The organism is Protofrankia sp. CiT1 (assembly GCF_917627335.1).
Lineage (GTDB): Bacteria > Actinomycetota > Actinomycetes > Frankiales > Frankiaceae > Protofrankia.
This window is the reverse complement of the sequence record NZ_CAKJTP010000009.1, coordinates 33,221-53,859: the sequence shown is the minus strand read 5'-3', so window position 1 is coordinate 53,859 and position 20,639 is coordinate 33,221. Positions and strand designations below refer to the sequence as shown.

The 20,639-nt window shown below is 68.2% G+C and carries 16 protein-coding genes and 1 pseudogene; 14 read left to right on the top strand and 3 right to left on the bottom strand.

Annotated elements, in window-relative coordinates; all coding sequences use genetic code 11:
* Positions 1 to 95: 95 nt before the first annotated feature.
* The 4 genes from MJ785_RS03225 to lnt all read left to right on the top strand — a co-directional run bounded on the left by MJ785_RS03225 (position 96) and on the right by lnt (position 6,259).
* Positions 96 to 536: an Lrp/AsnC family transcriptional regulator gene (locus tag MJ785_RS03225; RefSeq protein ID WP_239313004.1), complete on the top strand. Its 441-nt coding sequence runs from the start codon at positions 96 to 98 to the stop codon at positions 534 to 536.
* A 238-nt stretch (positions 537 to 774) separates the two neighbouring features.
* Entirely contained in the window at positions 775 to 2,301 is a 1,527-nt protein-coding gene (locus tag MJ785_RS03220; RefSeq protein ID WP_239377476.1) for an amidohydrolase, read from the top strand.
* Positions 2,302 to 3,106: 805 nt separating this feature from the next.
* Positions 3,107 to 3,586 (top strand): multidrug efflux SMR transporter, encoded by a 480-nt coding sequence (locus tag MJ785_RS03215; protein ID WP_239310519.1) that lies wholly within the window; start codon positions 3,107 to 3,109, stop codon positions 3,584 to 3,586.
* Between the two features lie 42 nt (positions 3,587 to 3,628).
* A complete protein-coding gene (gene lnt, locus MJ785_RS03210) occupies positions 3,629 to 6,259 on the top strand; it encodes an apolipoprotein N-acyltransferase (RefSeq protein WP_239310520.1) in 2,631 nt (876 codons plus the stop codon).
* A 113-nt stretch (positions 6,260 to 6,372) separates the two neighbouring features.
* Here the strand turns inward: lnt and MJ785_RS03205 are convergent, their stop codons facing one another.
* Positions 6,373 to 6,723, bottom strand: coding sequence for an RNA polymerase-binding protein RbpA (locus tag MJ785_RS03205; RefSeq protein WP_239310521.1), 351 nt, complete (start codon positions 6,721 to 6,723; stop codon positions 6,373 to 6,375).
* Between the two features lie 100 nt (positions 6,724 to 6,823).
* Between MJ785_RS03205 and MJ785_RS03200 the strand changes: the two genes are divergently transcribed.
* The 5 genes from MJ785_RS03200 to MJ785_RS03180 all read left to right on the top strand — a co-directional run bounded on the left by MJ785_RS03200 (position 6,824) and on the right by MJ785_RS03180 (position 11,985).
* Positions 6,824 to 7,279, top strand: coding sequence for a DUF4267 domain-containing protein (locus tag MJ785_RS03200; protein WP_239310522.1), 456 nt, complete (start codon positions 6,824 to 6,826; stop codon positions 7,277 to 7,279).
* A 70-nt stretch (positions 7,280 to 7,349) separates the two neighbouring features.
* Entirely contained in the window at positions 7,350 to 7,754 is a 405-nt protein-coding gene (gene msrB / locus MJ785_RS03195) for a peptide-methionine (R)-S-oxide reductase MsrB (protein ID WP_239346678.1), read from the top strand.
* Positions 7,755 to 8,876: 1,122 nt separating this feature from the next.
* Positions 8,877 to 10,367, top strand: coding sequence for a class I adenylate-forming enzyme family protein (locus MJ785_RS03190; RefSeq protein WP_239346679.1), 1,491 nt, complete (start codon positions 8,877 to 8,879; stop codon positions 10,365 to 10,367).
* Between the two features lie 170 nt (positions 10,368 to 10,537).
* Positions 10,538 to 11,161, top strand: a complete 624-nt coding sequence (locus MJ785_RS03185) for a cyclodeaminase/cyclohydrolase family protein (RefSeq protein WP_239310526.1) — start codon at positions 10,538 to 10,540, stop codon at positions 11,159 to 11,161.
* A complete protein-coding gene (locus MJ785_RS03180) occupies positions 11,158 to 11,985 on the top strand; it encodes a bifunctional 5,10-methylenetetrahydrofolate dehydrogenase/5,10-methenyltetrahydrofolate cyclohydrolase (RefSeq protein ID WP_239310527.1) in 828 nt (275 codons plus the stop codon). Before MJ785_RS03185 ends, MJ785_RS03180 begins: the two co-directional genes overlap by 4 nt.
* Before the next feature lie 82 nt (positions 11,986 to 12,067).
* Here the strand turns inward: MJ785_RS03180 and MJ785_RS03175 are convergent, their stop codons facing one another.
* The gene (locus tag MJ785_RS03175) at positions 12,068 to 13,366 is read right to left on the bottom strand and encodes a diguanylate cyclase (protein WP_239310528.1); all 1,299 of its coding nucleotides are present in this window, start codon (positions 13,364 to 13,366) and stop codon (positions 12,068 to 12,070) included.
* Between the two features lie 797 nt (positions 13,367 to 14,163).
* Between MJ785_RS03175 and MJ785_RS03170 the strand changes: the two genes are divergently transcribed.
* Complete coding sequence (locus MJ785_RS03170) at positions 14,164 to 14,427, top strand: GlsB/YeaQ/YmgE family stress response membrane protein (RefSeq protein WP_239310529.1); 264 nt, start codon at positions 14,164 to 14,166, stop codon at positions 14,425 to 14,427.
* Between the two features lie 159 nt (positions 14,428 to 14,586).
* On the top strand, positions 14,587 to 15,429 hold the full coding sequence (locus tag MJ785_RS03165; protein WP_239310530.1) for a rhomboid family intramembrane serine protease: 843 nt from the start codon (positions 14,587 to 14,589) through the stop codon (positions 15,427 to 15,429).
* A gap of 132 nt (positions 15,430 to 15,561) precedes the next feature.
* Here MJ785_RS03165 and MJ785_RS03160 read toward each other — a convergent pair whose 3' ends face one another.
* The gene (locus tag MJ785_RS03160; RefSeq protein WP_239346680.1) at positions 15,562 to 16,023 is read right to left on the bottom strand and encodes a hypothetical protein; all 462 of its coding nucleotides are present in this window, start codon (positions 16,021 to 16,023) and stop codon (positions 15,562 to 15,564) included.
* A gap of 290 nt (positions 16,024 to 16,313) precedes the next feature.
* On the opposite strand from MJ785_RS03160, the gene MJ785_RS03155 reads away from it, so the two are divergent.
* From MJ785_RS03155 to MJ785_RS03145, 3 genes and pseudogenes are all read left to right on the top strand, one after another.
* Positions 16,314 to 16,490, top strand: a complete 177-nt coding sequence (locus MJ785_RS03155) for a hypothetical protein (protein WP_239310532.1) — start codon at positions 16,314 to 16,316, stop codon at positions 16,488 to 16,490.
* A gap of 314 nt (positions 16,491 to 16,804) precedes the next feature.
* Positions 16,805 to 17,443, top strand: a complete 639-nt coding sequence (locus tag MJ785_RS03150) for a response regulator transcription factor (RefSeq protein ID WP_239310536.1) — start codon at positions 16,805 to 16,807, stop codon at positions 17,441 to 17,443.
* Between the two features lie 342 nt (positions 17,444 to 17,785).
* Positions 17,786 to 20,639 (top strand): annotated as a pseudogene (locus MJ785_RS03145) (pyruvate carboxylase); the annotation flags it as partial.

The window sequence follows — 20,639 nt, the reverse complement described above, 5'->3', positions numbered from 1 at the left end:
GGCCGTCCACATCGATCCAGATCCATCGGCGGACCGTGGCCGGACCAGGGCGGCATGCATCGATCACCGGTGATCTGCGTACGCTTCTGATCGTGCTGGAAGACCTTGACCGCGAGATCGTCCGCCTGCTGTGCCGGGACGGCAGGATGAGCTACACCGATCTCGGCCGAGCCACCGGCCTGTCCGTATCCGCGGTTCACCAGCGGGTCCGGCGCCTTGAACAGCGAGGCGTGATCACCTCCTACGCGGCTGTGATCGACGTCGCCCAGGTCGGGCTCCCGCTCACCGCCTTCGTGTCCATCAAACCGATCGACCCGAGCCAGCCCGACGACGCGCCGGACCGCCTGCGCGGCCTCGACGCGATCGAGGCCTGCCACAGCGTCGCCGGCGAGGAGAGCTACCTGCTCAAGGTCCGGGTCGCGGGTCCGAGCAACCTGGAAAGCCTGCTCCAGGAGATCCGCGCCGCGGCGAACGTCTCCACCCGCACCATGGTCGTCCTCTCCACTCCGTACGAGGCCCGGCCGCCCGCGCTGTAGCCGTAACCGCGCGGGCGGCCGCCAACCGATGCCAACCAGCGGCAACCAGCCGGCGGCACGACAGCGACCGACGGCAGCGCCACACGCCGCCAAGCGCCGCACCGCGGCCGCGGCAGGCAGACTGGCAGCTGTGACGGACATACCGCCGGGCCCGGGAGCCAGCCCGGGAGCCCGGGGCGCTCGCGTCCTCTACCGCGGCGGCCGTGTGCACAGCCCGGCCTCGCCGTTCGCGACCGCGATGCTGATCGACCACGACACGGTCGCCTGGGTCGGCTCGGCCGCGGCCAGCGACGCGATGAGTGCCGACGAGATCGTGGACCTCGACGACGCCCTGGTCACCCCCGCCTTCGTGGACGCCCACGTGCATGTGACCGCGACCGGGCTCGCGCTCGGTGGTCTCGACCTGGCGCCGGCACGCTCCCTGCTGGCCGCGCTGGACCAGCTCGCCGACCATGCCAGGCGCCACCCCGCGACCACGGTGCTCGGTACCGGCTGGGACGACACGGCCTGGCCGGAAGACCGGCCGCCCAGCATCGCCGAACTCGACCGGGCAGCCGGGGGAGCACCGGTCTACCTCGCCCGTGTCGACGGTCACTGCGCCGTCGTGTCCTCAGCGCTCGCGGACCGCAGCGGCGCCCGCGGCGCGGCGGGCTGGCTGGGCGACGGCCGTTGCCAGGGCGACGCCCACCACATCGCCCGCGCGGCCGCGTACGGCAGTGTTTCCGCTCATCAGCGGCGGGCCGCCCAGCGGCGCGTCCGCTCCCATGCCGCCGCCCTGGGTATCGCGGCGCTGCACGAGATGGCGGGGCCCGCGGTTTCCAGCGCCGACGACCTCAGCGATCTGCTCGCCCTCGCCGCCGCTGAGGCAGGCCCCGACGTCCACGGCTACTGGGCCGGGGACGTCGAGACCGCGCTGGCACTGGGCGCCGGGCTCGGCGGCGACCTGTTCGTCGACGGCTCACTGGGATCGCGCACCGCGGCGTTGCGGGTGCCGTACGCGGACGCACCCGATAATCATGGAATCGCGCGGCTGGACGCGGACGCGGTGTGCGAGCTGATCGTCCAGGCTGGCGAGGCGAGCCTGCAGGCAGGCTTCCACGCTATCGGCGACGCGGCCCTCGACATCGTCCTGGACGGCTGCGAGCGGGCAGCCGCAAAGATCGGCCTGCCCAGGATGCTGGCCGCGCGCCACCGCGTCGAACACTGCGAACTGGCCGATACCGCCCAGATCGCCCGGATGGCCCGCCTCGGCCTGCTGGCCTGCGTGCAGCCAGCGTTCGACGCCCGTTGGGGAGGCCCGGAGGGGATGTACGCCCGCCGGCTGGGAAGCGGCCGCGCGCAGGCGATGAACCCGTTGGCGGCCATGGCCGCCGCCGGTGTCGTCCTCGCGCTGTCCTCGGATGCGCCGGTGACCCCGATGGACCCATGGGGCGGTGTGCGTGCCGCGGTCACGCACCACACGCGGGCGTCGGCGCTCACCGCCCGGGCGGCGTTCTCGGCCGCGACGAGAGGCGGCTGGCGGGCAGCCCGCGCGGACGATGACGGCAGCGGGGTCCTCGTACCCGGCGCGCCAGCGACGTTCGCCGTCTGGCGGGTACCGGGGGAGCTGGTCGTCCAAGTGCCCGACGCCCGGGTCGCGGCATGGTCCACCGACCCACGAGCGGGCATAGCCGGGCTCCCCGACCTCGACGGCCCCGACCCGGCATGCGTCCGCACGGTCATCCGCGGCACAGTCATCCACGATCTGATGGCCCAGCCGCAATGACCCCGCAACGGGGGACCCCCGAGCAGTAGCGAGGACGTCCAAGGGCCCCGGACCGTCCTTCGAACCGATCCCCGGCCTGCCGGATGCGGGCAGGGGATCGTTGTCTAGGGGACGACCGGAACCCTTCGGACTGCCTTCGTGCGGCTCCCTCTCCGTCGGCGGTGACGAACCTCCTGTCCGGCCCCAGCGCCGACCGGGCCTGGCCTCGGGTAGCCGCGGATGCGCGAGCGCCCCACGGCCACCGGCCGGTCTGCCGACGGGGAAGGCGCTGACGCAGCCGCCTCACGAGTGGACGACATGGACCGTACCGGCCCTGGCTCCGCTTGTGTCAACAGGGCGTTCCAGCTGCGTCTATTTCCTGTTTCCCGGATCAAGGACACCGTCGCCGCGAACCAGCGGCGCACCGATCCCATGGAGCGGCCGGACCTGCCGTGACCTGGATGCACGACCCGCGCATCAGCGGATGAACATATCCACAACCAATTAACTACTGGACGCAACAAAAACATTTCCCCGCCGCCAGTCGCTCAGTATTCTCAATCATTCTCAATATTTCATCACGGCACTCCGTCATGACGCCCCATTGCGACGCCTTAGAGCGCCCCCTCGCCCGCCCTCGCCCAGGCGCGGCCGCCGCGCATGAAACACGAAGACACGCAGAGCATTCATTCGTGCGCAGCGCGTAGTAGTGTTCAGTCACTGTCCCAGCCGGACCCAAGCCGCGGGACAACGCTTTCCCGCGGATCGACGGATTCCACCAGCCCGAATCCTCGATCACCTCACGTAAGGACTCCTGGGAACAGCCATGACCATCACCGACATCGCCCCTGGCGCCCGCCCCGAGAAAAAACGCGATCACACCCCAAGGACACTGATGACCTGGCTGGCACTGTTGGCCGCGATAGCCTGCGACGTGGCCGCCACGTATGCCCTCGCGGCCTCCCACGGATTTCGCAACCCGCTGCCCACGATGCTCGCCGTGGTCGGATTCCTCCTGGCCACCTACCTCTTCGCGGTCGCCCTCACCGGGCTGAGCCCGAGCATCTCCTATGCCGCTTTCGGCGCGCTCGGCACCGCGGCGGTCGCTGTCATCGGCATCGTCATCGGCGCGGAGACCACGAACTGGATCAAAATCGGATCCCTCACCTTGATTATCATCGGCGTGGTGATGCTGCCTCTTGCCGACCGCCAGCACGGTGGCCGCCAGCACGGTGACCACCGGGAAGCCAGCCACGGCGAGACAGGCCTCGGGCGATCCGCGGGCGATCCGGTCCCGCACTCATAGGCAACGCCCATCCACAGTCATGCCCAGCTGACATGACTGTGGATGGGCAATCCGCCGACCCCGTCGATTCCCCGCGCGGCGGTGGCCGACACTGGGACTGTGACAACCCAGGACACGCTGACCGTGGGTCGCAGTGCCGGCGCATCGCAACCAGGCGATCCAGCCGATGCGGTCCGCCCTGGCGGGGATTCCCGGGCGGCCCGCCAGGCCGGCGCCCGGGCCCGTCGACTGACTCGGCCGTTGCTCGCCGTCACAGCCGGAATCGCGTTGTACCTGGCATTCCCTCCGGTGGGGATCTGGCCGTTGGCCCCGGTTTCGGTAGCCGTCATCACCCTGCTGGCGCGCGGCGTGCCACTGCGGCGCTCGGCCGGTCTGGGCATGCTGTTCAGCCTCGCCTTCATGCTGTCCATGCTGCGCTTTGTCATGTTCGTCGGCCTGGACGGCTGGATAGTCCTCTCGATCGGGGAAGCCGCCCTGCTCGCCCTGATAGCGCCCGCGACCACGCTGGTCATGCGGGTGCGTGGCTGGCCGTTGTGGGTCGCCGCGGTGTGGGTCGGCCAGGAGGCACTACGCGGACGCGTGCCGTTCGGCGGCTTCCCGTGGGGGAAGCTGGCCTTCACTCAGGCGGACACACCACTGACACCGCTGGCGGCACTGGGGGGCTCCCCGCTGGTGACCGCCGCTGTCGCGGGCTCCGGCGCGCTGCTCGCCGCCGCGGTCCTCGCACTGAGCCCGGTGGGCGCGCTGGGCTCACCGGGCACGGGTACGCCCGCCGCCGGCCGCGGGCGTACCCGTCGGGCCGCGGCCCTGGCCTGGCCGCTGGGTGCCGCCGTGGCCATGACGGCGGCCGGTCTCGCCGTGCCGCTGCCGACCTCCGCGCAGGCCGGCAGCGCACAGGTGGCGGCGATCCAGGGCAACGTGCCACGGGCCGGTGGCCTGGAGGCGCTCGGGCGCATGTTCCAGGTGACCGCCAACCACATGACGGCGACCGAACGCCTCGGCACGGACGTTACCGCGGGACGCGTTCCGCATCCGGATCTCGTTCTGTGGCCGGAGAACTCCTCGGACGTCGACCCGTTCGTGGATCCCCGCGCCGCCGCCATGCTCGACCGCGCGGCGCGGGCAGTGGGCGCCCCCCTCCTCGTCGGCGCGGTACTTGACGGGCCGGGCACGGGGAAGGTGCGCAACGCGGGTCTGGGCTGGAGCGGCGATGGCTGGACCGGCCAGATCTACGTCAAGCAGCATCCGGTGCCGTTCGCGGAGTACCTGCCGGGCCGGGCCGTCCTGGAGAAGCTCGTCAAGCGGTTCGCCACCGAACTGCCGGATGACTTTGTGCACGGCAGCAACGTCGGGAGTCTCCACATCGGCACAGTCACGATCGGTGACGTCATCTGCTTCGAAGTAGCATATGACGGTCTTGTCCGCGATACCGTCAACGCGGGCGCGCAGCTGTTGGTGGTACAGACCAACAACGCCTCATTCGGGCGCAAAGGCGAAAGCGAGCAACAACTGGCAATGACCCGGATGCGAGCGGTAGAGCATGGACGAGCGGCGGTCCAGGTATCCACCAGCGGCCAGAGCGCGCTCATCGAGCCCGACGGCCGGGTCATCGCACAGTCCGGCCTGTACGAGACCGCCGTCCTGACCGCATCGCTCCCGCTACGCACCAGCCGAACGCTCGCGGACCGCGTCGGCGCGGCCCCGGAGATTCTACTAGTGATTCTTGGACTACTCGCTGTAACGTTCGGCCTGCGGGCAGGGAAGTCCTCCCGCGAGCGGGGCGGGGCAGGCCGCGAGACCGCCGGCGAGACCGCCGGCGACACTGAAAGGAGACGCGTGGACGACGAGCGCGTTCTCGTGTGTGTTCCGACCTACAACGAGCGCGAGAACCTTCACAACACGGTCATCCGGCTGCGCGCGGCCAACCCGGACGTGGACCTGCTGGTCATCGACGACGCGAGCCCGGACGGCACCGGGGAGATCGCCGATGGGATCGCGGCGAGCGATCCGCGCGTCCACGTTCTGCACCGGGCCGCCAAAAACGGCCTCGGCACCGCCTACGTGGCCGGTTTCGACTGGGGTCTTCGACAGGGCTACGACATTCTGGTCGAGATGGACGCCGACGGCTCCCATCAGCCCGAGGAACTCCCACGCCTGCTCGCGGCCCTGCGTGACGCCGATCTGGTGATCGGCTCCCGCTGGGTGACCGGGGGAGAGGTACGCAACTGGCCACGGTCACGCCTGCTGCTCTCACGCGGGGCGAACGCGTACGTGCGGGCCGCCCTCGGCATGCCGCTTGCGGACGCCACCGCTGGTTTCCGGGCCTACCGGGCGCGTGTCCTGAAAAGCCGTGACCTGCAGCAGGTGGCGTCACAGGGATACTGCTTCCAGGTAGATCTCACCTGGCAGGCGTGGCGGTCAGGCTTCCGGGTCCTGGAGATCCCGATCACTTTTGTCGAACGCGAACACGGACGATCGAAGATGAGCCGCGCGATCGTGGCGGAAGCCCTGTGGCGGGTCACCTGGTGGGCACTGACAACCCGTCACGATCGGCAGGCCACACCCGGCGGCGGCCACCTGGCCGCCGGGGGGCACATCGGCAAGGAAGGCGGGTACGTTCCCCTGGCCCGCGCAGAGGCCGCGGACCGGTCCGCGACGGGCGTGTCCCCGTGAGCCGATTTCTCGTGAGCCGGTGAACATGCGTGTGGCCGACCGGATCCACCCCGGTCGGCCACATCGTCCGCACACTGCTGCCGGCCGCCGCCGCCACGAAGACGAAACTCGCGTCAGGCGGAGCGGCGATCCTGACCGGTGCCCCGCAGAACCGCAAGCCGCTCGGCCAGAACCTCCTCGAGATCATCGGTGGTACGCCGCTCCATGAGCATGTCCCAATGGGTACGTGGGGGCTTGCTCTTCTTCGGCTCCGGGACCTCGCCGTTGACGATGACCGACCCGGCACCACACACACGGCACTCCCAGACCGCCGGGACCTCGGCCTCGGCAGCGAAGGGCATAGTGAACTGGTGGCCGTTCGGGCAGTCGTAGGACGCGGTCTGGCGTGGCGCGAGTTCGGTGCTGCGATCCGTCTCGTAGGACACTGCACCTAGCCGGCTGCCTCGCAGGATGCGCTCGCCCATAAAAAACCCTCCCGAGCGTCGGTACCAGTGAGGAACTCAGAATCACCAACGCACAGGCTCTGTTGGACGTTCCCATGAGGACAAGGCTGGTAACGAGATCGTGCTCACACTATGTAGAAGAACGATCGCCATAACACCCATTTCCGCCACGCACAGTCTGCGCGTCGGTCTGATCGGTGTCACCAGATGCGCAATCGGTGTCGGTTTGCTGACACATCCAGCCGGATTCGCCCGGATCACCGGGATAGACCGGGTAACCGCCGGACGGACTGCGTGGATAACCCGCGTGGCGGCTGTCCGTGAACTGGCTCTCAGCGCCGGGCTGCTGACCGCGTTCACCCGGCGGGAAGCCAACCAGGTTCGGGGCTGGCTATGGGTGGGAATGCTCGTCGACGCGGCCGACGCGGCGATATTGATCACTTCCGGGGCTCGCCGCGAGATCGCTCCGCTGCCAGCGGCGGTGGCGGTGGCGACAGCGGTGTGTGGCCTTGCCGGCGCAGCCCCGGTTGCCGTGCCGGTGCGCTGGAACAAAGCCGAAACATCAGACGTCACATAGCGGAGAACAGCGTGCGCGAAGACCCCGACGCGCCGGCCGGCGAGGTCCGACTAATAGCAGGGAGAGCATCGTGACAGCGGAGCAGGTCGTGAAGAGTGACGAGGAGTGGCGCAGGGAGCTTGCGCCGGAGCGGTACGCGGTACTGCGTGACGCAGCGACCGAACCGCCCTTCACCGGTGCATACACCTACAGCAAGGAAACGGGAATCTACCGGTGCGGCGCCTGTGGCAACGCGCTGTTCGACTCAGCCACGAAGTACGACTCCGGCTCGGGGTGGCCGAGTTTCTTCCAGCCCGCCGTGGCCGAGGCGGTAGAGCTGGTGGAGGACACGTCACATGGCATGATCCGGACAGAAGTCCGATGCCGGCGCTGTGGGTCACATCTCGGGCATGTGTTCGACGACGGTCCGGAACCGACCGGCCAACGGTACTGCATGAACTCACTCGCACTTGATCTTGACCCATCGGCCCGGTAGCCCAACGGCCAGCGGATCCGCGTGAGCCGGACGCGGGCCGAGCCCTCCCCCGGCGGGTATCTCAAGCGCCGATAATTCACATTATGTCAAGTAGAACTCGGGAGGGCACACCGGCACCCGCCCGCCGGCCTGGCGGCCACCCGGCTGTTGGGAGCCCGACCTAGATGAGCTGTATCGGTTTGGCCGACTCCGCAATATGGGGGCTCGGCGTGGATGGCCAGACTGACGCAGCCATCAAATGATCATCTTGGGCTTGTCAACGTGTCCGGCGCTGGGTTCCGCTCATGTGCCGTCCGCCTCTCCCTCCCCCAGCGTCTCCCCCGCCATCTACGGCACCGCCCATGGCGCTCCGGCCGGCGGGCTCTTTCTGTTTCCGTGCGTCGGTCGACCGACGGTCGGGTCGACCGACGCACCGGGGCACCCGCGCATCGCGCGGCGCCGCGCTGGGCCGATCGTCCCGTGTCCGGCAGAAACCGTCTAAACGCGGAGAAACAACCCTAAGAGCGCCCGGCAATAGGGGTGTGGATCAAGGAACGTGGGTGGGGTACGTAGATCGCCAGACGGAGGAGGAAGACGCCCTGGTTGTGGGCGTCGACCGACGACAACGCCGCGAGCTACGTGGCCCAGCCTCGTGACACCGCTCCCCTATTGCCGGTCGCTCTAAGTAGTCGCCGCCGGAAATTCGCCCAGGGCCTGCCGGTGCCAGGCGGCGTCTCGCGACGCATCAGCCTGGCATCCGACAACCCCCGAAGGACTTCCAGCGCCGGCCACTAAGCTTCCGTTCACGCTCCAATGCCGACCGGGCGCGAAAAAGGATGTGAGAAAAATCGCTCCCCGCGGGTGAAAGCGCACCTGTGTGACCCGTGACACCCAACGTACTGGTTCATCGTACGCACCACAACTGATATAGCAATTGATTACAGGAATCTAGAACTGATATAGCGATCCAGCAGGCTGCCGGCCATGCGACCATGGCTCTTTTCGTGTGACTGGCGGCTCATGCCTACGGAACGCCTGGCCAGGACAGCTCCCCCGAACGGCACAATAATCCTCAGACCGCGGGGCGGAGGAATCCCCGATACCGGAGAACTCATTTGCTGAACGTTGACAACGGTGGTGAACGTGACATCGGTGACCGAGTGGTTGTGCGTACACGCTCGCGAACAACCGGACCAGGTGTACCTCAGGGAGGCTCACGGCAACCGCTCTATCACATACGGCGAGATGCTGTCCCTTGTCCGCTGTTGGCAGGCTGATCTGGACGAACGCGGCCCACAGGCCGGGCGGCGGATCGCTATCGGTGTCTCCGACCCGCTCGACTTCGCGGTCGTCTTCCTGGCGGCAGTCACCGGCGGCCGGCAGGCTGTACCGCTTGATCCGGACTCGCCACCCGCGGAACTGGAGCGAGCGCTGCGGCACGTGCGGCCCGATCTGGTGGTGACCGACCGGCCGCTGCCGATGCCGGCCGGGATTCGCCAGATCAGTCCACGCCTGACGGGCAAAGGACCGGCCGATGTCCATCGGCGAACCACTGCCGCTGATCCTGCTGATGAGCCGCGGGGCGGTGTCCTGCTGGTGGGTTCGGGAGCGGCCGGGCCGTTCACCGAGATCTTTCTCGCCATCGACCAGCTCGCTCATGTCGCCGCGACCATCAGCCGCCATCACCAGTTCAGCCACACCGACATCGGCTACAGCCCGTTGCCGCTGGTGCATGTCAACACACAGGTGGTGGGACTACTCGCCAGCCTGTGCGGCGGTGCGACCCTCGTGCTTGACCGGCGGTTTCGCCGTCGCGGCTTCTGGACGATGATCGCCAGACACCGGATGACCTGGATCAATGCCGTGCCGGCGATGTTGGCACTGCTGGCAAGAGATCCTCAGACCGCGCAGGCTCATGACTGCCGCGTCAGGTTCGTGCGGTCCGCTGCGGCTCCCCTGCCTGTCGAGGTATTACGGGCGTTCGAAGCGGCAACCGGTATTCCTGTGCTGGAAACGTACGGCACGATCGAGACCGGAGGTCTGATAACGGCCAATCCGCCGCATGGAACCCGTAAACCAGGATCGGTGGGCGTACCGGTCGGCAGCGAGGTCCGCGTCGTCGACCATAGCGGTACCCCGTGCTCGCCCGGTGTAGTCGGAAACATACAGGTCCGCGGCCCCGGGGTGATCCGTGCCCACACCGACAGCACCGGCCACGACAGATTCACTCACGATGGCTGGCTTGACACCGGTGACATCGGTTGCCTCGACTCGGACGGCTATCTCTTCCTGTCCGGCCGTACCGACGACGTGATCAACCGTGGTGGCGAGAAAGTGTACCCCCGTGAGGTCGAGGAGGTGCTGCTCTCCGATCCACGGGTGCGCCATGCCGCGGTCGTGAGCCGCCCGGACGCCGTTCTCGGCGAGGTGCCCGTCGCACTTGTCGTACCCGTGGACGTCCCGGATACCATGCTGCGCTACGACCTGGCGGAACGGTGCGAGACAGGTCTTGCCAAATTCAAGCGGCCAACCAGCATCGAGATCGTCTCGGACCTTCCGGTCAGGCCGACCGACATGATCCGGCTGGAGCGCCCGGCCGAGCCGGCCATCGGGCATACCCATGCGGCCGCGTAGGGCATGCCCGATGGCCGGTAGCCGATGTGGACGATGATCCAGACCGCGTCGTCACCAAATACCGATCATCGCTGTTGCGTCATCGGCTTCCCGGCAACTTGCTACGGTGCAGTCCAGCTGGCCATATGGACCAGCCGTATCACCGACAGGCAACAGGCAAAGAAGGTGCTGTGGACGACGAGACACTCGCGGGATTCCTCGCCGAGCTGGCTTCACCCGCGCCGGCACCCGGCGGCGGCGCTGCCGCTGCTCTCCAGGCCGCGCTGGGCGCGGCGCTGGTGAGCATGGTCTGCAACCTCACGATCGGAAAACCCCGGTACGCCGCGCACGAGGCGACGATGCTTACCGCCCGGGCCCAGGCCGACAAAGCGCGGACCGAGGCGCTGCTGCTCGCCGACGCCGACGCTCGGGCGTTCGCCGCGGTCAGCGACGCTTACAGGTTGCCCAAAGACACCGACGGCGAGCGCGCCGAACGCAGCCGGGCGATTCAGGCCGCGCTGGTCGGCGCCGCCGAAGTACCGCTGCGCACGGCGGCGGTGGCAGCGGGTGTGGTGGGGCTGTGCGCGGCAGTCATCGACGGCGCGAACGTCAACGTCCTCAGCGACGTGGGGGTGGCGGCCGCGAGCGCGCGCGCCGCGCTCGACAGCGCCGCGATCAATGTACGGGTGAACATCGCGGCCATGACGGACACGGCCAACCGCGACCGTGCCGCCGCTGTCCTCACCGGCCATCTGGCGTCTGTGGCTGAAGCCGACGCAATCGTACGTACCGTCGGAGAACGGATCGGATCATGAAGCTGCTGGATGGACGGTCCATGGCCGCCGAGATCGGGCGGGGCGTCGTCGAGAGCACCGAGCGGCTGCGCCAGAACGGAATCGTACCGACGCTGGCGGTGGTGCTGCCGACGACCGACGCGGCGGCCCGGTCCTACGTGGGGGTCATCGAGCGCGGCGCGGCCAAGGTGGGGGTGCGCTGTGTGGTCCATGAGCGCTCAGGCGATCCCGCTGAGCTCCTCGATACGGTCGACCAGCTCGCCGCCGACGACGGGGTGCACGGCCTGATAGTGCAGACTCCCCTGCCGTCCGGGCTGTCCGCCAGCGAGATCGGTACCCGCATCCCGCCGCACAAGGATGTGGACGGGATGAACCCGTTGAGCCTGGGTCGGCTGGCCCTGGGCCTGCCCTGCTTCGCCCCGGCCACCGCGGCCGCGGTCCTGGAGATCCTGCACCGCGGCGACATCAAGCTGGCGGGCACCCGGGTGGCGGTGATCGGGCGCAGTCCGGTGGTCGGCAAGCCTGCTTCTCTCCTGCTGTTGGCCGAGGACGCAACCGTGACGGTATGCCATTCCCGGACAACCGATCTTATCTCGATCGTGCATGAGGCTGACGTCGTGGTGGCCGCTGTCGGCAGACCCAAAATGATCAATAAGGGATTCATCCGGCCTGGCGCCACGGTGATCGACGTCGGCACGAACGTCACGGAATCGGGCCTGGTCGGCGATGTCGATGCCGATGCGGTGGCATCGGTGGCCGGTGCTCTCACCCCCGTCCCCGGTGGTGTGGGACCAGTGACGACGATGCTGCTGCTACGGAACACCACCAGCGCGGCCACGCTGTAGCACGGCAGTAGCGGGACCGGCGATGGCCCCGGCCCGCGTGACACGCGCCGCAGGCTCGGGGCCCCGACCGTCCGTACCGTGGTCAGGCGGTACGGACGGTCGGGACCTGCGCCGCGAGACGGACACGGTTACGTCCGTCGGCCTTGGCTCGGTAAAGTGCCGCGTCGGCGGTTTCCAGCAGGACGGGCAGGTCCACACTCGGGCCGTTGGCGGTGGCCACACCGACCGAGACGGTCACCGACACGATGACCGCTCCCGCGGACCTGGCATCCACCCGGCAACGCATCCCCGCCACCTGCCGTCGGATCCGTTCCGCGGCATGGGCCGCGTTGTCCAGGTCGACCTCGCAGAGCAGGACGACGAACTCCTCACCGCCGAACCGGCCGACCAGGTCACGGGGCCGGGTGGCCGCCCGCAGGGCATCGGCGACCGAAGCGAGGACGACGTCGCCGGTCAAGTGCCCGAACTGGTCGTTGACCCGTTTGAAGTGGTCGATGTCAACGATGAGTACGGACATCGGACGACCTGCGCGCCGGATGCGGACAGCCTCGCGTTCGGCCACCTCACGCCAGTAGGCCGGGCTGGCGAGCCTGGTCTTGGCGTCGGTGCGCGCGGCCGCCAGTAGCTCCGCGTGCAGCAGGCCACGCTGGAGCAGCAGCGCCGGCGGGGTTGCCACCAGCATGAGCAGCGGATGCGCGGTCCACAGCACCGCGATGACGATCGCGGAACACATCGCCGTGGCGTCGACGGTGAGCATCTCGTGGCCGCCGCCCCCGAACGGACGGCGCACCGCGGCTGGCTGCAGGCGCAGCGGCACACCGTGCCGAAGAATTCGATTGAGCACCGTATAGGTGAGCACGGCGAGAAACAACGCGCCGATGCGCCCGGCGGAGCCGACCAGCGTGTCAATTCGGTATGCTCCCTGCGTTGGAGCAAGTGCTAGGTGCGTGATGGATGCGCAGAATCCGGACACGCCGAGCGCCGCCGCGTTGAAAACCTGTTTGTACCGTGGCCGCGAATCGGTCCCCGCTCGGAACAGGCAGTGGAGAGGCAGGTGCAGCACGGCCGCGTAGAGCGGTGGGAGGAGAAGCGCGACCGGCAGTGTCCAGGTCGACAGCAGGTCTCGGTATGGCTCGTCATTTCGATGGCCCGGCGCACCGAGATATCGCGATGTCTCGGTGGCCAACCGGCCCAGGAGGACAAAAGTGCCGAACGTGAGTAGATCCGCGAATCGCGGGGAAACTTCGGCAAGGCCGGCCAGCACAACCGCCACGTACAGCAGGTCGACGCCGAGAACATAACGGACCAGCCAAGGCGAAAGAGACCAGAGCGTGAAATCCGCCGTCTGGCCGACCAGCCATTCCCGGGCGCGCTGGACCACCCGGCCCCCGCGCCGGCCGGACTGGGATGCCGAGCGGCATTCCCGCCGATCGACGGATGCGGATGCGGATGCGGATGCGGAACCGATCGTTCCGGCTGGATCGACTGGAGCAACCGTTCCGGTCGGAACAGTTGCTCCGCACGAGTCCGCCGTTCCAGCGCAATGCACCATTTTCGCCTGCGGAGGTGACGCAATGCGTAACATCATTTGAGGTTGACCTTCCTCGATCGCTCCGTCCCGGTTCGACCCGTCCCGGCCTATTACTGACAGTGCGCCCTTGGAAACAAAGAGTACGAAGGATCGGCCGGCAACCGCAACCACTTTTGGTGATGTCCCGACATGGATGCCCTCGGGCGATGTGCTGGCGCGTACCGATCCACCCCGCGCCCCTCTCCGCCAGGGCGCTGTCCGGGCAGGTCAGCGCCCTGGATGGACGAGCCGGTCAACCGGTTGCGCGGGCGATCGGCCCTGAGCATCGCCGTGGTCGCCGCGGACACGGCAGGACACATCGGGAGGCGGTGCGGCATCGTGCCGCGTCCGGCCAGCACGCCAGAGCGATGTCGTGATGTCGTGATGTCGTGATGTCGTGACGTCACCGCGATACTCACGTCGACGGCAGGCGGCCTTGTTCGCTCCGGCTGCCGCTCCCCCGCGTCACCGTAACGACCCGATCGTCATCCGGCCGCTCCGCCTGACAGCACCGCGTGCCCGCAGCTGGGAGCGGTAGCGTTTATAAAGGTCAATATCCGGAAAGACCTTCAACGGCAGCGGTATCGGTCTCGATCGGGAAGGTCGTCGTGTTTCAACTGATCTGGATCTTGATCGCCGGGCTCGTCATCGGCCTGCTGGCCCGCCTCGTCGTCCGGGGGCCACAGAAGATCCCCCTATGGCTGACAGTAGTTATCGGCATTATCGGTGCGCTGGTTGGCAATATAGTCGCGGGAGCCATCGGCGTCGGCCACACCAGTGGCGTCGACTGGATACGGCATGTCCTGCAGGTCGGTGTCGCGGCCGGGCTCGTCGTCCTCGTGACGCCCGTGTGGATGAATCGACGATCTTAGCGGTCGGCGCTGGACGTTCATCCAGGGCCTGCCGGCGTTGTCGTGGCGGGCCGGCCATCCGCCCATACGATCATAAAATTTCCGGCGGCTACCGGGCCGGGGACCCCACAGCCCGGATGCGGTGGCGGGGCCGCTGGGAACCGGGGGCAGGATGTGTGTGTGGTCCTGCCAATTCACGACATCAACCCACTGCGCCGCAAGCCTGTCATAACCTGGCTGCTGATAGCGGTGAACGTCGCCGTCTTCGTGCTCTTCGAACCGGTCGTGACCTCAGTTGCCGGGGTCAGCACGTCGGTATCGCGGAACGTGTGCGAACAACAGCGCTTCTTCGACCAGTGGGGCGCGATTCCCGTGGAGATGCTGGCGAACCGGCCACTTGACCAGGTCCCGAGCGGCCGTTCGCCAGGTCTGAACGCCCGCGGTGAGGTACTGTGCCAGCTGGAGTCACCGCCGTCGTTTGTCAAGTCGCCCGTGCTCTCGGTGCTGACATCGATGTTCCTGCACGGAAGCTGGCTGCACTTGCTTGGGAACATGTTGTTCCTCGGTGTTTTCGGCAACAACATCGAGGACCGCATGGGACGGTTCCTGTATCTCATCTTCTACCTGGTGTGCGGATACACGGCCGCGTACGGGTTCGCGCTGTTCGAACCAGCCTCGACCACCACACTCATCGGCGCCTCCGGCGCGATCGCCGGCGTTCTCGGCGCCTACCTCGTGGTCTTCCCGCGGGCGCGGGTCATCGGCCTTGTCACGTTCCTGCTCTTCCTGCCGTTCTGGTTGCCGGCATGGATCGTGCTGGGCTTCTGGTTCCTGCTGCAGTACGTGTACTTCACCGGGATGGGTGTCGCCGACGGCGGCAGCGTGGCCTACGGGGCGCACGTGGTCGGGTTCGTGTTCGGCGCGCTGGCGGTCATCCCGTTTGTCCGTGAGCTGCGAGCCGCGGGACCCCCTCGCCGCCACGCGCCCGACCACCGGTGGGTCCGCCAGACTCCCTGGTCCTAGGCGGCTTCCTGGTCGAACGACGACTTCCGGAACACGCCGCAAGAGCACCCGGCAGGCCGGCGGTCCCAGCGGTCCCGACGGTCGACGGCCGCGCGGTCATGCGTTGTGCGTGCCCGACCGTCGACCAAACGGCTACCCAACAGAAACGGGCTCCGGCCGGCGCGGTCCACGACGCCGCTTCTTCTCGGCCTTCTCAGTGGGCTCGGCGGTCCGGGTTGGCGAAGGCAGCGCAACCTCGATGGCGACCGTCCGCCAGCCCTCGAAGACCTCCGCGGTCCCGAAACCATGTGCGGCCAAGGCGCTGGCCGCGCCGATGAGTTGTTCATACGTCCGCTGGTCGTCGACTTCGTCCGGGCCACCGGCCGCGGTGGAGTGCCGTACCACCGTGCAGCCGACCTGGAGCGACCCATCCGCGGGTGCTGTCGGTGACAGCGGCGCGCCCACACCGGTGCGCGTGAGCGTCCAGGTCCGGACGAACGTGAACGGCTCGTCCAGGCCGGCCGCCGGAAGACCGCCGACGTACTCTTCCAAGATCTTGACAACCCGCTCGACGGGTGCCGGACCTGAATCCGCACCGCCCCTACCTATCCGCATGGCGACGTCCTCCCTCACATATGAACGATCTCTGGACTGTGGCTGCCGCGAGTGACTCGCGAGAATCCGGTAGCGCATCTTCCCTGATGGCCTGGTTGCTTCCCGCACCGGGGTGTTCACGAGACATTGGCGACACATCGGTTCATCAGGCGTTTTAATGCTCAGACGAGGGTAAAAAACCCGTTAACCGTTCTGATCGGAGAGGTACCCGACGTGGAGTGCCGGAGCTGACGCCCTCGCAGGCCCACGGAACCTCGCTATGGACCGAAACCCGCCCAGAAAGGACCACCATGCGTACCCGCGTACAGGTTCCCATCGTCGCCCTGCTCTGGTTCGTTGTAGGCATCATCGTTGCGCTCAGCAAGAGTTACGAGGTTCACAACACTTCTCAGCTGGTCACCTTTGTCCTGACAGTGGCCCTCTGGCCGATTCCGGTACTCGGCGGGACCCTGACCGTCCAGTTCTGAGACCCGCCAGATGCCAGGCTTGCCAACGGCAACGGACTGTCAGGTGACCAGGTCGCCCTAGTCACCCGGTGGGGAGCGCAGCGGATGGGATCGACGGCGAGGCGACCGGGGTGAGAGCCGCGGCACGCGGTGCGCGCCGATGGGAGCGGGCAGCTGCCGATTACCCGGGAGCGGGGGCCGGGCGATACCAACTCGATTAGAATCTTGCTGTGTAATGTTACTTTTAGCGACAGACAACCCGGGGTCAGGCGGAGAATACGGTGTCGGAGAAATCTGCGAACGTGGCCGGGCCTACTGGGATCACACCGGACGCGATGCCGATCCGGGTGTTCCTGTTGGATGACCATGAGTTGGTCCGTCGCGGACTACGCGATCTTCTTGCCGGGGAACGCGGGATCGCCGTCATCGGCGAAGCCGATCGAGCTGACGGCGCGGATCAGGCGATCCTCGCCATGCGGCCCAACGTCGCTGTCCTCGACGCGCGCCTGCCGGACGGCAGCGGCATCGAGGTGTGCCGACAGGTCCGCTCACAGGACCCCGCAATCGCCTGTCTGATCCTCACCTCGTTCGACGACGAGGACGCTCTGTTCACTGCGATCATGGCCGGAGCCGCTGGATACGTGCTCAAGCAGATCCGTGGCACCGCGCTCGTGGACGCCGTGCGGCGGGTCGCGGCCGGTCAGTCGCTGCTGGACCCCACGGTCACACCGCGTGTACTGTGCCGCCTGCGGCAGGACTCCGACCAGGGCGGACGACTCGCCGGCCTGACCGACCAGGAGCGCCGCATTCTCGTGCTCATCGCTGAGGGGCTCACCAACCGGCAGATCGCCACCCGCATGTTCCTGGCGGAGAAGACGGTGAAGAACTACGTGTCCAGCCTGCTGTCCAAACTCGGCCTGGAGAGCCGGACCCAGGCCGCGGTGTTCGCCACCAGGCTCGGCAGCGACCACTAGGGCGGTCGCCGTCTGTCGACGGCGTTGCCCGGCTGGAACAATAACAGCACCTGCCCGAAAACACTGCGACAATTCGTCGGGGTTGACGGCCGTCCGGGGTCGACCTGATACGCCGACGGATGCGCGATCATGACCCCTGTCGCGTACCGGAGGCCCTGAGGAAATCCAGTAGGCCAAACGGTATGCGGTCAGGCGGCTCCTCCCAGGAACGGCCTGGTCACGAACGAGATGAAGAATGATCCAACAGCTACGGGATCGCGAAACGATCTGTTGGGCCCGTCTCTTCGCATACCTGCAGGCCCCAGGGGACGCTAGTCCGCGTCGTGGAGGGGTGCCACTTTGATCACCAAGGTCCTGGTCGCGAACCGCAGCGAGATTGCTGTTCGTGTCTTCCGAGCCGCGAACGAACTGGGCCTACGCACCGTCGCCGTCTATACGCCCGAAGACGTGGGCTCGTTGCACCGGATAAAAGCGGATGAAGCCTATGAACTGGGCGAACCGGGGCATCCCGTTCGGGGATACCTGGACGTGGACGCTCTGCTGGCCGTGGCGAAACGGGTGGGCGCGGACGCGTTGCACCCGGGCTATGGTTTCCTCTCGGAGAGCGAGGCGCTGGCCGAGGCGTGTGTGCTGGCCGGCGTCACCTTTGTCGGTCCCCCGCCAGAGGTGCTGCGCCTGACCGGGGACAAGGTCGCCGCCCGCGAGGCGGCGGTGGCCGCGGGCCTGCCGGTGCTGCGGGCCTCAGCTCCGCTGACGGACGCGGCGGCCGCCGCCGAAGCCGCCGAGGCGGTGGGCTTCCCCCTGTTCGTGAAGGCCTCGGCCGGTGGTGGCGGCCGGGGGCTGCGCCGGGTGCACCGATCCGAGGATCTCGCCGAGGCTGCGGCAAGCGCGATCCGGGAGGCCGCGGCGGCCTTCGGCGATGGGACAATTTTCCTTGAGCAGGCGGTGGACCGGCCCCGGCACGTCGAGGTACAGGTACTGGGCGACACGACCGGGAACGTCGTCCATCTCTACGAGCGGGACTGTTCAGTCCAGCGTCGCCATCAGAAGGTCGTCGAGGTGGCACCCGCACCGCGGCTTGATCCGGCTGTACGCGAGCGGCTGTGCGCGGACGCGCTCGCGTTCGCCCGGCATGTCGGCTATGTCAACGCCGGCACGGTCGAGTTCCTGGTCGCGGCCGACGGGGCGCACACCTTCATGGAGATGAACCCGCGCATCCAGGTGGAGCACACCGTGACCGAAGAGGTCACCGGCGTCGATCTGGTCGCGGCACAGCTGCGCATCGCCGCTGGCGCGAGCCTGGCCGGCCTGGGCCTCACCCAGGAGTCCATCACGATCCGCGGGGCCGCGGTGCAGTGCCGGGTGACCACCGAGGACCCGGCGGACGGCTTCCGCCCGGACACCGGAAAGATCACCCGCTACCAGTCCCCCGGCGGCCCGGGGGTCCGGCTGGACGGCGCGACCTACGAAGGTGCGGTGGTCACCCCGTATTTCGACTCCCTGCTGGTGAAGGTGACGACCCGGGGCACCACCTTCGAGCAGGCCACCGAACGCGCCCGCCGGGCGCTGGCTGAGTTCCGGGTGCGCGGTGTGCGCACGAACCTGAAGTTCCTGCGCCGGCTGTTGGCCGAGCCCGACTTCCTGGCGGGACACGTGACCACGTCCTTCCTGGACGAACGGCCCGCCCTGTCGGTCGGTGACAGCGGCGCCGACCGGACCAGCCGGCTGTTGGACCGGCTCGCGCACAGCACCGTCAACGGGCACCGGCGGCCGGCCACCGCCCTGGTCGACCCGGCGAGCCTGCTGCCTTCTCTGCCTCCTGGCATGGCGCCGGCCGGATCCCGCCAGTTGCTCACCGAGCTCGGACCGCGGGAGTGGGCGGCGAGGCTGCGGGCAGCCGAGCGGCTCGCGGTCACCGACACGACGTTGCGTGACGCCCATCAGTCGCTGCTCGCCACCCGGCTGCGGACCGCCGAGATTCTCGCGGCGGCGCCCGCCTACTCCAGGCTCACCCCTGGCCTGCTGAGCCTGGAGTGCTGGGGCGGGGCAACCTACGATGTCGCGCTGCGGTTCCTGGCGGAGGACCCGTGGGAACGGCTTGCCGCCATTCGCGAACGCGTGCCGAACATCTGCCTGCAGATGCTGCTACGCGGACGCAACGCGGTCGGCTATACCCCCTACCCTGACGATGTGGTCCGGGCGTTCGTCGCGGAGGCGGCCGCAACTGGTATCGACATCTTCCGTGTGTTCGACGCGCTGAACGACATCGAACAGATGCGGCCAGCGATCGACGCGGTCGTCGAGGCCGGGGCGGTCGCCGAGGGCACGCTGTGTTACACCGGTGACCTCGCGGATCCGGCGGAACCGATCTACACCCTTGACTACTACCTCCGGCTGGCCGACGAGCTCGTCGCCGCGGGAGCGCACGTACTGGCGGTCAAGGACATGGCCGGGCTGCTGCGCCCAGCCGCGGCGCGCATCCTGGTGACGGCGCTGCGGGCAAACTTCGACCTGCCCGTTCACGTGCACACCCACGACACCGCCGGTGGTCAGCTCGCCACGCTGCTCGCGGCGGCCGACGCCGGTGCCGACGCCGTCGACGCCGCGGCCGCGCCGCTGTCCGGCGGGACCAGCCAACCGAACATGTCCGCGCTGGTCGCCGCTACCGACCACACCCCACGCGCGACCGGGATCGACCTTGCCGCCTTGTCCGCCATGGAACCGTACTGGGAGGCGGCGCGTGACCTCTACGCGCCTTTCGAGGCTGGTCTGCGGGCGCCGACCGGTGCCGTGTACCGCCATGAGATCCCCGGCGGGCAACTGACGAACCTGCGGCAGCAGGCGATCGCGCTCGGGCTGGGCGCGAAATGGTCACAGGTGCAGGAGTGCTACGCCCTGGCCAACGACCTGCTCGGTAAACCCATCAAAGTCACTCCGACCAGCAAGGTCGTCGGCGACCTGGCGCTGTTCATCGCGAGCGGCGACATCGACGTCGCTGTCCTGCGGGAGCATCCACAACGCTACGACCTGCCCGCGAGCGTCCTGGGTTACCTGGCGGGCGAACTCGGTACCCCACCCGCGGGCTTTGCCGAGCCGTTCCGCGAGCGGGCCCTTGCCGGCCGGCGCCCCGGCCGCGCCAGCGGCCGTGCTCAGCGCCACCGACGCCGCCGCGCTCCGCGGCGCCGGCCGGCGTGAG

Excerpts from the sequence above, each read along its gene's own strand:
- MJ785_RS03205 (WP_239310521.1), bottom strand. The coding sequence starts at position 6,723 with ATGGGCGAGCGCATCCTGCGAGGCAGCCGGCTAGGTGCAGTGTCCTAC.
- MJ785_RS03155 (WP_239310532.1), top strand. The coding sequence starts at position 16,314 with ATGCGTACCCGCGTACAGGTTCCCATCGTCGCCCTGCTCTGGTTCGTT.
- MJ785_RS03220 (WP_239377476.1), top strand. The coding sequence starts at position 775 with ATGCTGATCGACCACGACACGGTCGCCTGGGTCGGCTCGGCCGCGGCC.
- MJ785_RS03160 (WP_239346680.1), bottom strand. The coding sequence starts at position 16,023 with ATGCGGATAGGTAGGGGCGGTGCGGATTCAGGTCCGGCACCCGTCGAG.
- MJ785_RS03180 (WP_239310527.1), top strand. The coding sequence starts at position 11,158 with ATGAAGCTGCTGGATGGACGGTCCATGGCCGCCGAGATCGGGCGGGGC.
- MJ785_RS03215 (WP_239310519.1), top strand. The coding sequence starts at position 3,107 with ATGACCATCACCGACATCGCCCCTGGCGCCCGCCCCGAGAAAAAACGC.
- MJ785_RS03150 (WP_239310536.1), top strand. The coding sequence starts at position 16,805 with ATGCCGATCCGGGTGTTCCTGTTGGATGACCATGAGTTGGTCCGTCGC.
- lnt (WP_239310520.1), top strand. The coding sequence starts at position 3,629 with ATGGGCAATCCGCCGACCCCGTCGATTCCCCGCGCGGCGGTGGCCGAC.